This is a genomic window from Lentzea californiensis, from assembly GCF_024648825.1.
In the GTDB taxonomy this organism is placed as follows: domain Bacteria; phylum Actinomycetota; class Actinomycetes; order Mycobacteriales; family Pseudonocardiaceae; genus Lentzea; species Lentzea californiensis.
This window is the reverse complement of sequence record NZ_JANBBE010000010.1, coordinates 212,742-225,831: the sequence shown is the minus strand read 5'-3', so window position 1 is coordinate 225,831 and position 13,090 is coordinate 212,742. Positions and strand designations below refer to the sequence as shown.

Below are 13,090 nucleotides of genomic sequence, written 5' to 3'. Positions count from 1 at the left end.
GAGTGAGCTCCATCCGGGACGGCGACGAGCGAGCCGGACGTTACTTGACCTCAAACGGTCTTCCTTCTTCCAGATTGCTCTGCTCCCACGACCAGCTCTGCAATTCAGGAGAAGCGCTTGGTGGTGTGTCGCCGCCAGAATCATCGAGCGGGACATCCACTGACACTTTCCGGAGGCAAGGTTGAACTCCCAGTCGCGCACGGAATTCGTGCAGAACGCCTCGAAACTCGTTCCGCTGTTGCAGTCGCACGCGCTGTGGCACGAGGAGAACCGCCGCCTGCACGACGACGTCGTCGCCGCACTGACCGAGGCCGGCGCCTATCGGATGCGCGTGCCTGCCCGGTACGGCGGCCTGGAGACCGACGCCACCACGACGTTCGAGACGATCAGCCAGCTCGCTCAGGGCGACGGATCGGCCGCCTGGAACGTGGCGGTCAACGCGATCAGCAGCTGGTTCGTCGGTCTCTTCCCGGACGCTGTGCAGGACGAGGTCTTCGACGACCCCGACTCGCGGGTGTGCTCGGTGCTCAGCCCGACGGCGATGGCAACCCCGGTCGACGGTGGCGTCACCATCAAGGGCGGCTGGCAGTTCGTCAGCAACGCCCTGCACAGCAAGTGGCAGGTCGTGCTGGCGATGGGGCCGACTCCGGACGGCAGCAGCCTGTGGCCGTTGATGGCCGTCGTGCCGATGAGCGATCTCGGGATCGTGGACGACTGGCACCCGTACGGCCTGCGCGGCACGGGCAGCGTCACGACCACGGCGGACGACGTGTTCGTTCCGGCCGAACGCGTGCTGCCGCTGATCATGGTGCTGCAGGGACAGTACGCCTCGCAGGCCAACGCGGGCGCGCCGATGTTCCGCGCTCCGCTGATGGTCACGGGCTCGGCGACGTTCACCGGCGCGGCGATCGGCCTCGCCAACGCCGCGAAGGAGAACTTCTTCGACCGCCTGCCCAACCGCAAGATCACGTACACGAAGTACGAGAGCCAGCGCGAAGCACCGATCACGCACCTGCAGGTCGCCGAGGCCGCCATGAAGATCGACGAGGCGACGTTCCAGGCCACTCGCCTCGCCGAGCACATCGACACACGGCAGGCCGACGAACCGTGGTCCGTGCACGAGCGCGCCCGCGCGAGGGTCGCCCTCGGCCGCGTGTTCGACCTCTCGAAGCAGGCCGTGGAAGTGCTCGCCACCGCGAGTGGCGGTTCATCGCTCTACAACACCGCGCCCATCCAACGGATCCTGCGCGACGTCCAGGCCCTCAACATGCACGCGCTCATGCACCCCAACACCAACTACGAGTTGTACGGGCGAGTGCTCTGCGGCCTCGAACCGAACACGGACTACCTCTGATCCAGCTGAAAGGGACACAAATGTCGGTCACCGAACTCGGTGCGGAGCAGATGCACGAACTGCCCACCAAGATGATCGAGACCTGGGCCACCAACGACGGCGCGGCGTTCAGCGACCTGTTCACCGAGGACGCCACGCTGATCCTGCCGAAGGACATCTTCCTGCAGGGCCGTGATGGCATCCGCGGGTTCATGACGCAGGCGTTCGCCGGTCCGTACCAGGGCACGCGCGTCTTCGGCGAGCCGCTCGACGCGCGCTACCTCGGCGAGGACGCGGGCGTGATCGTCACGCAGGGCGGGGTGCTCGCGCCCGGCGACACGGCGGTCGCACCCGAACGCGCGATCAGGGCGACCTGGGTGCTGGCCAGGCAGGACGGCCGATGGCTGATCGCCGCTTACCAGAACACGCCGATCAACGCCTGACCCGATCCGTGCCCCGCCGGTCGAACAACGGTTCCCGGCGGAGCACGGATCCCCATTCCCTGCTCGAGCGCGAGGCCGCGTTGCGGACGGTGCTGTTCGGTCCACCCCAGGTCGTCGTCAGCGGCGGCCTGGGGTGCGGGCGCTCCGCCCTGCTGCGCGCGGCCCTCGCGCGGTCCAGCGCACGAGTGGTGTCCGCGACCGCGGTCCCGTCCGAACGCACTGTCCCGTTCGGCATCGCGAACCAGCTGGCTCCCCGGCTCTCGCCCACCCAGCCGACCCTCGTCGCGGTGGACGACGTCCAGCACTCGGATCCCGAGTCGGTCGCCTTCTTGGTGTGGCTGCGTCGATTTCCGGACGTGCGCGTCGTCGTGACCCACTCGGCGACGGACTCCCCTCATCGCGCCGAGCTGTCGACGTGGGAGCAGGTCTGGTTGCGCCCGCTGTCTCCCGACGCCACCCCGGAGCTGCACGCGCTCAGCGGCGGCAACCCGGCCCTGCTGGCCGCTCTGCGGGACGACGGTGGGGAGATCGGCCCGGCGACGCGACGCGCGTTCCTGGATCTGTTGCGTGGCGGGGGCTCCGCGTTGTTCGAGGCCGCTTGTGGACTCGCGGCGCTCGGACCGCACACATCCTTGCTCAGCGCGTTGACCGGACGCCACCAGGCAGCGGCCACGGCGCTGACCTCCACGCTCGCCGACAGCGGCCTGTTCGACGGCAGGCAGTTCCGGCTGCCGGGAGCAGCGGAGATCCTGCTCGGTGCGCTGCCACGGGTCCACGCCGTCGCGTTGCACGAGCGTGCGGCGATGTTGCTGCACGACGCGGGTGCGCCGGACACCGACATCGCCGCTCACTGCGTCGCCGCGCAGACAGTCGTGGGTGGAACCGATCTGCTGCGCCGAGCGGCTCGCTCCGCCACTTCCGAACTGGCCGCCGAGAGCCTGCGCCTCGCGCTGCGGACGTGCGACCCGGCTGACGCACGGGCCGTGCGCCTGGAACTCGGCCAGGTGCAGTGGCGCACGGATCCAGCGGCAGCGGCCCGCACCCTGCTCCCCTGCTCCGGACTCGACCCGGTCGTGCTGCGAGCGCGGTGGTGGCAGGGCGACTTCTCGCTCGGTCTCCCGGATCTCCGGCCGGCCGAGCTGTCGTTGTGCCACGAGTTCATCACCGGGCGAGCACTCTCGCCGGTCGACCCGGAAGGCGTCCTGCAACGGCAGCACGCCGATTCCGCTCCCGAGGCAGTGGTGCAGGCCCTGCGTCAGATCGGGCCGGCCAGGTTCGAGCACTGGCTGACGGCACTGACGAGACAGGCCGGCGAGCCGACCATGCGGGCCTTGCTCGACTGCGTCCGGGCCGAGGACGCGTGGCGCCGCGGGGACGTCGCCGCCACGGCCGCGTCCGCCAAGGCCGCGTTGGCCGGGCTCAGCGCGGACGCCTGGGGCGTGGTGATCGGGTTCCCGCTGCGGTTCGCCTTGCTCGCCGATGCCGCGCTCGGCCGGGAAACGGAGCCGCACCACGTGCCGGATGCGGTGTTCCGCACGGTCTTCGGGCCGCGCTACCGGCACGCCCGCGGCCACCACCACCTGGCGCTGAACCGGCCACACGCGGCCCTCGACGACTTCACCGCGTGCGGCGACCGGCTGGGCGCGGCAGAGGCGAGGCTCGCGCTCGGACAGCCCTGGCCGGCGAAAGCCCTGCTGGAGCAGGAGATCGCAGCCACCGCGGACCCGCGCACGACCGGCATCGCGTTGAGGCTGCTCGCCAGGACCGCGGCCAGGGCGGATCGACCCCGGCTGCTGCGCGAGGCCGTGCGGAAACTGGAACACGCGGGCGACCGCCTCGAACTGTCCCGCGCTCTCGCCGACCTCGGCCGCGACCAGCGCGACAGGGGCGTGCTGGCGGAGGCCCGCCTGCTCGGCCGCCGGGCCCGCCGGGAGTCGGGACTGCCCGGCGAACCCGGTGCGGCGCAGGGTGTTCTCAGCGCCGCCGAACGCAGGGTCGCCGCACTCGCGGCGGCGGGACACAGCAACCGGGAGATCGGCCTGAGGTTGTGCGTGACCGTCAGCACCGTCGAACAGCACCTGACCCGCGTCTACCGCAAGCTGGAGGTCGCGGGACGCGACGACCTGCCGCGCGAGCTGCTCACGAGGTGAGGCTGTGCAGGCACGCCACCAGCGTCCGCGCCTGCACGTTGACGTAGTGGCTGTGCCGCAACAGACCCACCAGCTGGTGCGGCACCACCCAGCGGAAGTCGGGGTGCTCCAGCTCCTCGTCCACCTCGATGATCACGTACCGGGTGCGCGGGTGGAAGAACCGCCCGCCCTCCTCGGAGAGCACCGCGTCGAACCGGATCGACGACGCGGGGGCGGTGACCGCCAGGTCCAGGAACAGCGGACGAGCGGCTTCGGGAAGGACGTCGAAGTTCTCCGGTGTGCACTGCACCGTCGGCGCGAGCTCGGCGACGTCGAGGAAACCGGGCTCGGCGGTCGCGCGCACGAACGCGTGCAGCACGCCGTTGATCCGGCGGACCAGCAAGGCCGCGAGGCCCGTCCCGTACGGCTCGATCATGGGCTGGGTCCACGTGCGCACCTCACGTCCGCTCGCCTGCACCTCGACCGCCATCACGTCGAAGAACCTGCCGGTCTCGTGCGTGATCGAGTACTCGGTGCGATGCCACTGCCGCACCTCGTGCAGCGGGACCAGCCGGGTCCGCACCTCGGTGCGGGTGCGCACGTCGGTGATCCACCGCAGGATCTCGTCCTCGCTGTGCACGCCGGGCACCGCGGGACCGCATGACCGGGCGACCACGTCCCGGAACTCCTCCCCCGCACCGGAGAGGTTGCCGGCGCCGGTGAAAGGCAGGCACGACAGCACGGTCCGCGCGTCCATGTTGATCAGGTCGTCGACGAGCAGCAACCGGTGCACCTGACCGAGCGTGAGCCAGCAGAAGCCGTCCAGCAGCTCGACGTCCTCGCTCACCGACACGATCATGTTGCGGTTGCGCTTCTGGTAGAACCACGCGCCCTGCTCGGACTGCCGCACGTCGGCGACCACGGTGTGCCTCGACGTGTCGCGGAAGTAGTCGAGGTAGGGCACGTCCTGGCCGCCGTGGACCCTCGTGTAGTTGCTGCGGGTGGCCTGCACGGTCGGTGAGAGCTGCAGGCCGTTGGGGTTGCCCGGTTCCGGCTTCGCCTGCATCAGCAGGTGCAGGCGGCCCTCGAACTCCTTGACCAGGATGCCGAGGATGCCCACCTCGGGCTGGTTGATGATCGGCTGGGTCCAGCGCGGCACCGCGTTGCCCGGCAGTTCGACGTCGATGCCGCAGACGGTGAAGAACTTCCCGCTGGAGTGCACGATGTCGCCTCTGCCCGCCACGGTGTGCCAGCCGTCGAGCGCGTCCAGCGGGATCCGCCGCGCACGCGTGTAGCAGCGTTCGGCGAGGCCGGCGAACCAGCGGTGGAAGTCGGGCAGGTCCAGGTGCCCGCCTTCGACGTCGTGTGCGGACAACGCGATCTGCGTGACGATGTTCGTCATCGGAGCACCTCGCGCAGCGCGTCGATGACCTTCTCCTGGACGGACGGGTCGAGCGAGGGGTACATCGGCAGCGAGAAGATGTGCTTGGCCAACGCCTCCGTGACCGGCAGCGACCCCGTCGCGTACCCGAGGTGGTCGAAGCCGGTCATCGTGTGCACGGGCCACGGGTAGCTGACGTTGAGGAAGATGTCGCGGGCCTTGAGCTCCTCGATGATCCGGTCCCGGTCGGGGTGGCGGACGACGTAGAGGTAGTACACGTGCTCGTTGCCGTCCGCGACGTGCGGGAGCACGAGTTCGGTGTCCCCCAAGCCTTCCGCGTACCGCCGGGCGACGGCGCGGCGGCCGGCCAGGTACGAGTCGAGGCGGCGCAGCTTGCGGCGCAGGATCTCCGCGTGCACCTCGTCGAGCCGGCTGTTGTGGCCAGGGGTCTCCACGACGTAGTAGCGCTCGGCCATGCCGTAGTAGCGCAGCCGCCGCAGCCGTTCCTCGACCTTGTCGTCCGAGGTGATGACCGCACCTCCGTCCCCGTACGCGCCGAGGACTTTGGTGGGGTAGAAGGAGAACGCCGCCGCACCGCCCATGCTGCCGGCGATCCGGCCGTGGTGTGTGGCGCCGTGCGCCTGGGCGACGTCCTCCAGGATCGGGATGCCGTGCGCCTCCGCCAACGCCTCCAACGGCGCCATGTCCACGCACTGGCCGTAGAGATGCACTGGCAGCAGGCATTTCGTTCGCGGGGTGATCGCGGCGGCCACCTGGCTCACGTCCATCAGGTAGTCCGACGAGCGCACGTCGACGAACACCGGGGTGGCGCCCACCGAGTCGATCGCGATCACGGTCGGTGCCGCCGTGTTCGACACGGTGATCACCTCGTCACCCGGCCCCACCTGCAACGCCCTGAGCGCGAGCACGAGCGCGTTCGTGCCGTTGTCGACGCCGACGCAGTGCCGCACACCGTGGTGGCCGGCGAAATCGGACTCGAACCCGGCGACGCTGCCGCCGAGGATCAGCCTGCCGGAGCGGAACACGCTGTCCACCGCGTCGAGGATGTCGTCGCGCTCCTCTTCGTACTCAGCCAGGTAATCCCACACCGACGTTCCCACGGCGCTACCTCCGAGTGTGTTCTCCGTGAATCACCTCAATTAGATTCACAGACACCCCTGCGTCCAACCCCTACCAACCCCTACAGCGCCGCGCAGCGCACTATCGAACAAATACCGCCGGTTTCCGCGACGACTGCCGTTAACTGGGTTCCGTGAAGGGAATCATTCTCGCCGGCGGCACCGGTTCCCGGCTGGGCCCGATGACCGCCGCGATCTCGAAACAGCTGCTCCCGGTCGGCGACAAGCCGATGATCTTCTACCCGTTGTCCGTGCTCATGCTGAGCGGGATCCGCGAGGTGCTGATCATCTCGCTGCCCCGGGACGTGCCGCTGTTCCGGCAGTTGCTGGGCGACGGCAGCCAGTTCGGCATCCACCTCGACTACGCCGAACAACCGCATCCGAACGGCCTCGCCGAGGCGTTTCTCATCGGCGAGGAGCACATCGGCGACGATTCGGTCGCATTGGTGCTCGGCGACAACATCTTTCACGGCCCTGGATTCCAGCGCGTGCTGGAAAAGCACAGCACCGCGGTCAAGGGGTGCGTGTTGTTCGGCTACCGGGTGAGCGATCCGGAACGGTACGGCGTCGGCGAACTGGACGACACGGGCCGCCTGCTGTCGCTCGAGGAGAAGCCGGCGCGGCCGAGGTCGGACCTCGCCGTCACCGGCCTCTACTTCTACGACAACGACGTCGTCGACATCGCGCGACGGGTGCGGCCCTCGGCGCGCGGCGAACTGGAGATCACCGACGTCAACCGCGCCTACCTGGAACGCGGCCTCGCGAAGATGGTCGACCTCGGCCGCGGTTTCGCCTGGCTCGACACCGGCACGCCCGAGGCGTTGCTGGAGGCGAGCCAGTACGTCCGCACCTTGGAGCAACGCCAGGACGTCGGCATCGCGTGCTTGGAGGAAGTGGCGCTGCGCATGGGCTTCATCGACACCGACGCGTGCCTCGCGGCGGGCCGGCGGTACGGCAACTCACGATACGGCCGATACGTCATGGAGATCGCCCGCGAGCTGCGCGGCTGACCACCGGTACCACGCCACGGTGCGGCGCAGGCCTTCCAGCAGCGGCAGCGGTGACCGGCCGCCGATCTCCCGCATGCGGGTCAGGTCCAGATCGCGGCTCGACCGGCCGGTCGGCTTGCCCGGATCCGTCCTGACCCGCACCGGCATGCCCAGTGCCTCCCCGACGAGCTGCGCGAGCGCCAGTATCGAAACCTGTTCCGCCGTACCGATGTTCGCGACGCGGTGCGCCGGGTGCTCGATCATCGCCAGCATCGTGCGGACGACGTCGGTGACGTAGACGAACGTGCGGGTCTGCTCGCCGCTTCCCCAGATCTCGACCTCCTTCCCGGCGTGCACCTGGGAGATCAGCCGTGGGATCAGCCGCAGCGACCGCGGCCCGAAGTCGTCTCCTGGACCGTAGATGCTCGCGGGCCGCGGCAGGTGCACGCGCATCCCGTGCTCCTGGGCGTACTGCTCGGCCAGCACCTCGGCGTACACCTTGGAGAGGTAGAACCCGTCCTGCGCGAACCGCATGTCCGTGTGGTGGTCCTCCGTCTCCCTGATCGGCCACGGCACGGAGCCCGCGTAGATGTCGCTGGAGCTCACCAGCACCGTGTCCGCGACCCCGCCCCGCCGCGCGCTGTCGAGGACGTTCGACACCATCCGCATGTTCTCGTCGATCATCGTGCCCGCGCGCAGCCGTTTGTCCTCCGGAGTGCCGTCCACGGCCGCGCTGTGAACGATCAGGTCGACCTCGCAGGACGTCACGAGCCGTGCCAGGCCGGTCCGGTCGAGCAGGTCGAGCCGGACAGGCCGCAGACGGTCGTGCGGAGGCAGGGCGAGCACTCCCGACCGGCACGGGCAGAGCACCGTCGCACCGCGGGCGACGAGCTCCCCGGCGAGGTGCGCGCCGAGGAAACCCGTCGCCCCGGTGACCAGGGCCGTGCGGCCGTGCAGGTCAGACCGCACCGAAGAACTTCCTTACCTCGCCGACGAACGCCTCGGGCTCCTCCATGGCGGCGAAGTGCCCGCCCCGCGGCACCTCCGACCACGAGGTGATCGCGGGGTAGTCGGCCTCGGCGAGTGATCGGACCGGTGCGACGACGTCTCCGCCGAACACGCTCACGCCCAGCGGCACGGGCACGGGTTCCGGTCGCACGCCCGGCGTGAAGATCGCCCCGAGCTGCGGGCCCGCCTCGAAGTACAGCTGCGCGGACGACGCGGCGGTCTCGGTCAGCCAGTACAGCGTCACGTTGGCGAGCAGCGCGTCCCGGTTCACCGCGTCCTCAGGCAACTCCGTCGCCGGGTCCGTCCAGTCCTTGAACTTCTCCACGATCCACGCCAGCAGGCCGGCCGGGGAGTCGTTCAGTCCGAAGGAGACGGTCAACGGCCTGGTCGACATCAGCTTCAGGTAGCCGGAGAGCTCCTGGTCGAACCGTTGCAACCCGCCGAGGCGGCCGAAGTCCTGTTCGGACAGGCCGGCCAGTTCCGCCGGATCACCGGACGGGACCGTCACCAGCATGTTCACGTGCACGGCACGCACGTGCTCCGGATCGCGCCTGGCCAGTTCCAGCGAGATGAACGAGCCCCAGTCGCCGCCCTGCGCGAAGTACGCGTCGTACTCCAGCCTGGCCATCAGTTCAGCCCACGCCTTCGCGATCCGCGGGACGTCCCAGCCCGGCTGGTCGACGGGGCCGGAGAAACCGTGGCCGGGCAGGGAGGGCATGACGAGGTGGAACGCCTGTGACGGATCCCAGCCGTGGGCGCGCGGGTCGGTCAGCGGGCCGATCACGTCCAGGAACTCGATCACCGATCCCGGCCAGCCGTGCGTGAGCAGCAACGGGCGCGCGTCCGGTTCCGGGGAGCGGACGTGCAGGAAGTGCACGGTCGCGCCGTCGATCTCGGTGAGGAACTGGTCGCAGGAGTTCAGCCGCTGCTCCACCACGCGCCAGTCGAAGTCGGTGGACCAGTGCTTGGCGAGCTCACGCAGGTACTCCGGCGGCACCCCGCGTTCCCAGCCGGTGCCGGGAATCGCGGCGGGCCAGCGAGTCGCGGCGATCCGGCGGCGCAGCTCGTCGAGCCGGCTGTCGGGCACGTCGATCCGGAAGGGGCGCATGGTCAGCCTTTCACGTTGGCGGGCAGGACTTTCCGGTGCTTGGTCCGCTCGATCCACCACTGGGCCACGAGCAGGTTGAACACCCACACACACCACCCGACCATCTCGAACAGCAGCCCCTGGTCGATCTGCGCGGTCCACGGCAACTGCACCCCGAACACCGGCACGACACCGAGCAGGAACAGCACGAGCCGCGTGCCGACACCGTCCATGATCAGTGCGAAGCTGTAGATCATGTACCGGCGGTGGTCGGCGTAGCGGTGCCGGCGCGCCAGCCGGTACGCGACGATCGTGCTCAGCAGCAACAGCAGGCCGAGCACGAACCTGCCGACCCTGCCCGGTCCCGCGGCGATCTCGCCGGAGAACATGAGCAGGACGGGCGTCGTCACCGCGACGGGGAGCGCCCCGCCGAATATGTAGATGATCCCGCTTGTCCGGTGCAGACGCGGATGTCTGCTCCGCACCCACGACGACATCTGCAGGCATGCGGTGAGCAGAGCCAGCGTGCCGGCGACGATGTGCAGGATGAGCAAGGGGTAGTGGATGGACGAGCCCTCGACGATCGGCGACAGCGACTTCGCCGGGTCGAGGTCGAAGTAGGGAGGTAAGGCGTAGACCAAGAATGCCACCACGAGCGCCACCAACGCCATCCACCAAGGATTTCGCCACACGGGCCTCGACGTCACCCGAGGCTTCGCGGCAGGCGCGCGATCGGCCACCGGAGCGAGCTGATCAGTCATGAACTTCCTCCTCAGCCAGCAAATTCCACCCGATGCGCGCGCCCGCTGACCGTAGCTTTGGACAGCGGCACTTCCTTCTCACAGATTGCTCTGCGGACGCCTTGTGTTCCGGGCTCGGAAACCCAGGGGTGCCAGGGGTTTCACGCTCCGCAACTTCGGAGATGCGCACGCTGCTCCGCGCGAATCAGGATGGCCGTCACCGTGTCTGCGTCATTCGCTTTCCCCACGCTGAGGAGCAGCCGATGCGAGTCGTGTTCACCCCCTGGCCAACACCGTCGCATCTGAATCCGATGGTTCCGCTCGCCTGGGCTCTGCAGAGCGCGGGGCACGAGGTCTGCGTCGCCGCGCATCCGGCACTCGCCGACGCCGTCGCCGCGGTCGGGCTCACCGCCGTGTCGCTCGGATCCGCCGACAGCGCACCGGCCTTGATGGGGCCGGGACGTCCGACGCCGCCGTCCACGCGGGCACAGCTCGACGAGACGGGGCTCGCGCTCGGCCCGAACACCCCGGCGGAGCAGAACCTGTGGGACGTGTTCTGCCAGTTCATGCTGCCGCCCATCTGGGACTTCCACCCGGTCGGCGCCGCCTCGTCGGACGCGCACCCCGTCGTCGACGAGTTCGTCGGCTTCTGCCAGGCCTGGAAGCCGGACCTCGTGGTGTGGGACGCGTGTTTCCCCGCCGGGGCGATCGGCGCGCGGGTGAGCGGCGCGGCGCACGCCCGGTTGCACTGGGGCCTCGACTACTTCGCGTGGACGCTCGACCGGATCGGCACGAACTGGAACCCGCTGGCGGAGACCGTGCGCCCGGCCGCCGACCGGCACGGCGTCGAGGTCGACCGCGATCTGCTGCTCGGCCAGTGGACCATCGACCCGCTGCCCGCCGGCATGCGGCTGCCCGTGGCCACCAGAACCGTGCCGATGCGCTGGATCCCGTATTCCGGCCAGACCGCCGTACCGGACTGGCTGTACGCGCCCCAGGACCGGCCACGCGTCGGGCTGTCGCTCGGCCAGTCGCGGCGGCTGGTCATGAAGGGCGGCTGGGACCACGTTCCCGGACTGCTGGAGATGGTGTCCGAAGTGGACGTGGACGTCGTGGCGACGTTGAACGAGACGCAGCTCGCCGGGGTGAGCGCGGTGCCGGACAACGTGCGGATCGTCGACTACGTACCGCTCAACCAGCTTCTGCCGACGTGCGCGGCGTTGATCCACCACGGCGGCGTCGGCACGTTCTCGGCGGCGGCCGGTCTGCGGGTGCCGCAGCTGATCCTGGACTCCGGAGGTGACGAGGGACTGCTCACCGAGAGCGAGACCGGCACCGAGTGGGCGCTGGCGGCCAAGGACATCGAGTCGTCGGACACCGCGGCGTGGGTCGTCGAGCAGGGCGCCGGGCTCACGCTCGACTTCGCCAGGCACTCGATCGACGCCATGCGCAAGCGGGTCATGCGGGTGATCACGGAGCCGTCGTTCGCTGAAGGAGCGCAACGGCTGCGGCTCGACGCGGCGGCCGCACCCAGTCCTGGTGAGCTCGTGCCGGTGTTGACGCGGCTCGTCGAGCAGCAGCGGGCGGGGGCGTGATGGACACCGGTCGAAAGAACTCCGTCTGCCACGTGTGCACCGGTGTCGTGCGGGAGTTCGCCGACTTCGGTTCACAGCCGCTGTCCGACGCCTTCCTGCCGCCGGGCGATCCGGCCGGAGACTTCCGCTTCCGGCTCGCCGTCGGGGTGTGCGGGTCGTGCACGATGGTGCAGCTGATGTCCGAGGTTCCCCGTGACAAGATGTTCCACCACGACTACCCCTACCTGTCGTCGGGCTCGCAGTTCATGCGCGAGCACTTCGCGACGCTGGCCGCCCGGTTGCGGCAGGACCTCACCGGGCCGGCGCCGTTCGTCGTCGAGATCGGCTGCAACGACGGCGTGATGCTCGAGTCCTTCGCCGCGGAGGGCGTCCACCACCTCGGCGTCGAACCGTCCGGCGGGGTGGCCCAGCTCGCCGCCGCCAAGGGCGTGCAGGTGCGCAACGCGTTCTTCGACGAGCCGACCGCCGCCGAGATCCTCGCGGAGCACGGTCCGGCCGACGTCGTGTTCGCCGCGAACACGTTGTGCCACATCCCCTACATCGGCTCGATCCTGCGCGGGGTCGCCACCCTGCTCTCCCCCGGCGGCATCTTCGTCTTCGAGGACCCCTACTTCGCGGACATCGTCGAGCGCAACTCGTTCGACCAAATCTACGACGAGCACTTCTTCTTCTTCACCGTGCGGTCGGTGCAGTTCATGGCGTTGCTGCACGGCTTGGAGCTGGTCGACGCCGAACGGCTGACCGTGCACGGTGGCGAGCTGCGCTACACGCTGGCGCGCAAGGGAACCCGCCCCGTGTCGCCCGCTGTCGCCGAGCTCGCCGCCGAGGAGGAGCTGTCCGGCCTCACCTCGGCGGAGACGCTCGCGCGGTTCGCCTCGAACGTCGCGCGGATCCGGACCGATCTGGTGGAGCTGCTGCGATCGTTGCGCGCGGAGGGCAAGACCGTCGCCGGTTACGGCGCGACCGCGAAGAGCGCGACAGTGCTGAACTTCTGCGGCATCGGGCCGGACCTCGTGCCGTTCATCAGTGACACCAGCGCCACCAAGCAGGGCCGCCTCACCCCCGGCTCGCACATCCCGGTGCGCCCGCCGGACGCTTTCGCCGACCCGTACCCGGACTACGCGGTGCTGTTCGCGTGGAACCACGCCGACGAGATCCTGGCCAAGGAGATCGGGTTCCGCGAGTCAGGCGGCCGATGGATCCGTTACGTACCCGACGTCCACATCGTTTAGCCCGGCCCAGGAGG

11 protein-coding genes are annotated in these 13,090 nt (G+C 69.5%); 6 read left to right on the top strand and 5 right to left on the bottom strand.

The window, feature by feature from the left end; genetic code table 11:
- Positions 1-181: 181 nt before the first annotated feature.
- The 3 genes from LX88_RS31340 to LX88_RS31330 are packed head-to-tail and all read left to right on the top strand — an operon-like array spanning position 182 to position 3,926.
- On the top strand, positions 182-1,354 hold the full coding sequence (locus LX88_RS31340; protein WP_258951373.1) for an acyl-CoA dehydrogenase family protein: 1,173 nt from the start codon (positions 182-184) through the stop codon (positions 1,352-1,354).
- Between the two features lie 20 nt (positions 1,355-1,374).
- Positions 1,375-1,776 (top strand): SgcJ/EcaC family oxidoreductase, encoded by a 402-nt coding sequence (locus LX88_RS31335; protein WP_258951372.1) that lies wholly within the window; start codon positions 1,375-1,377, stop codon positions 1,774-1,776.
- Positions 1,734-3,926, top strand: a complete 2,193-nt coding sequence (locus LX88_RS31330) for a helix-turn-helix transcriptional regulator (protein ID WP_258951371.1) — start codon at positions 1,734-1,736, stop codon at positions 3,924-3,926. The genes LX88_RS31335 and LX88_RS31330 overlap by 43 nt, the downstream gene beginning before the upstream one ends.
- Here LX88_RS31330 and LX88_RS31325 read toward each other — a convergent pair.
- Both LX88_RS31325 and LX88_RS31320 read right to left on the bottom strand, forming a co-directional pair.
- The gene (locus tag LX88_RS31325) at positions 3,916-5,307 is read right to left on the bottom strand and encodes an NDP-hexose 2,3-dehydratase family protein (protein WP_258951370.1); all 1,392 of its coding nucleotides are present in this window, start codon (positions 5,305-5,307) and stop codon (positions 3,916-3,918) included. The genes LX88_RS31330 and LX88_RS31325 overlap by 11 nt on opposite strands.
- Positions 5,304-6,407, bottom strand: a complete 1,104-nt coding sequence (locus LX88_RS31320; protein WP_258951369.1) for a DegT/DnrJ/EryC1/StrS family aminotransferase — start codon at positions 6,405-6,407, stop codon at positions 5,304-5,306. Before LX88_RS31320 ends, LX88_RS31325 begins: the two co-directional genes overlap by 4 nt.
- 152 nt (positions 6,408-6,559) lie before the next feature.
- On the opposite strand from LX88_RS31320, the gene rfbA reads away from it, so the two are divergent.
- Positions 6,560-7,435, top strand: a complete 876-nt coding sequence (gene rfbA / locus LX88_RS31315) for a glucose-1-phosphate thymidylyltransferase RfbA (protein ID WP_258951368.1) — start codon at positions 6,560-6,562, stop codon at positions 7,433-7,435.
- Here rfbA and LX88_RS31310 read toward each other — a convergent pair.
- The 3 genes from LX88_RS31310 to LX88_RS31300 are packed head-to-tail and all read right to left on the bottom strand — an operon-like array spanning position 7,385 to position 10,270.
- Positions 7,385-8,383 carry an NAD-dependent epimerase/dehydratase family protein gene (locus LX88_RS31310; RefSeq protein ID WP_258951367.1) on the bottom strand — a complete coding sequence of 333 codons (999 nt, stop codon included), beginning with the start codon at positions 8,381-8,383 and terminating at the stop codon, positions 7,385-7,387. The genes rfbA and LX88_RS31310 overlap by 51 nt on opposite strands.
- Entirely contained in the window at positions 8,373-9,530 is a 1,158-nt protein-coding gene (locus tag LX88_RS31305; RefSeq protein WP_258951366.1) for an epoxide hydrolase family protein, read from the bottom strand. The genes LX88_RS31310 and LX88_RS31305 overlap by 11 nt, the downstream gene beginning before the upstream one ends.
- Before the next feature lie 2 nt (positions 9,531-9,532).
- Positions 9,533-10,270 carry a DUF2306 domain-containing protein gene (locus LX88_RS31300; RefSeq protein WP_258951365.1) on the bottom strand — a complete coding sequence of 246 codons (738 nt, stop codon included), beginning with the start codon at positions 10,268-10,270 and terminating at the stop codon, positions 9,533-9,535.
- 242 nt (positions 10,271-10,512) lie between these two features.
- Between LX88_RS31300 and LX88_RS31295 the strand changes: the two genes are divergently transcribed.
- Together LX88_RS31295 and LX88_RS31290 are read left to right on the top strand one after the other, a co-directional pair.
- Positions 10,513-11,844 (top strand): nucleotide disphospho-sugar-binding domain-containing protein, encoded by a 1,332-nt coding sequence (locus LX88_RS31295; protein ID WP_258951364.1) that lies wholly within the window; start codon positions 10,513-10,515, stop codon positions 11,842-11,844.
- Complete coding sequence (locus tag LX88_RS31290; protein WP_258951363.1) at positions 11,844-13,076, top strand: class I SAM-dependent methyltransferase; 1,233 nt, start codon at positions 11,844-11,846, stop codon at positions 13,074-13,076. The genes LX88_RS31295 and LX88_RS31290 overlap by 1 nt, the downstream gene beginning before the upstream one ends.
- Positions 13,077-13,090 lie beyond the last annotated feature (14 nt).

Bases quoted from the DNA above. Each gene is read 5' to 3' on its own strand.
- LX88_RS31335 (WP_258951372.1), top strand. From the start codon at position 1,375: ATGTCGGTCACCGAACTCGGTGCGGAGCAGATGCACGAACTGCCCACC.
- LX88_RS31300 (WP_258951365.1), bottom strand. From the start codon at position 10,270: ATGACTGATCAGCTCGCTCCGGTGGCCGATCGCGCGCCTGCCGCGAAG.
- LX88_RS31325 (WP_258951370.1), bottom strand. From the start codon at position 5,307: ATGACGAACATCGTCACGCAGATCGCGTTGTCCGCACACGACGTCGAA.
- LX88_RS31295 (WP_258951364.1), top strand. From the start codon at position 10,513: ATGCGAGTCGTGTTCACCCCCTGGCCAACACCGTCGCATCTGAATCCG.
- LX88_RS31330 (WP_258951371.1), top strand. From the start codon at position 1,734: ATGGCTGATCGCCGCTTACCAGAACACGCCGATCAACGCCTGACCCGA.
- LX88_RS31290 (WP_258951363.1), top strand. From the start codon at position 11,844: ATGGACACCGGTCGAAAGAACTCCGTCTGCCACGTGTGCACCGGTGTC.
- LX88_RS31305 (WP_258951366.1), bottom strand. From the start codon at position 9,530: ATGCGCCCCTTCCGGATCGACGTGCCCGACAGCCGGCTCGACGAGCTG.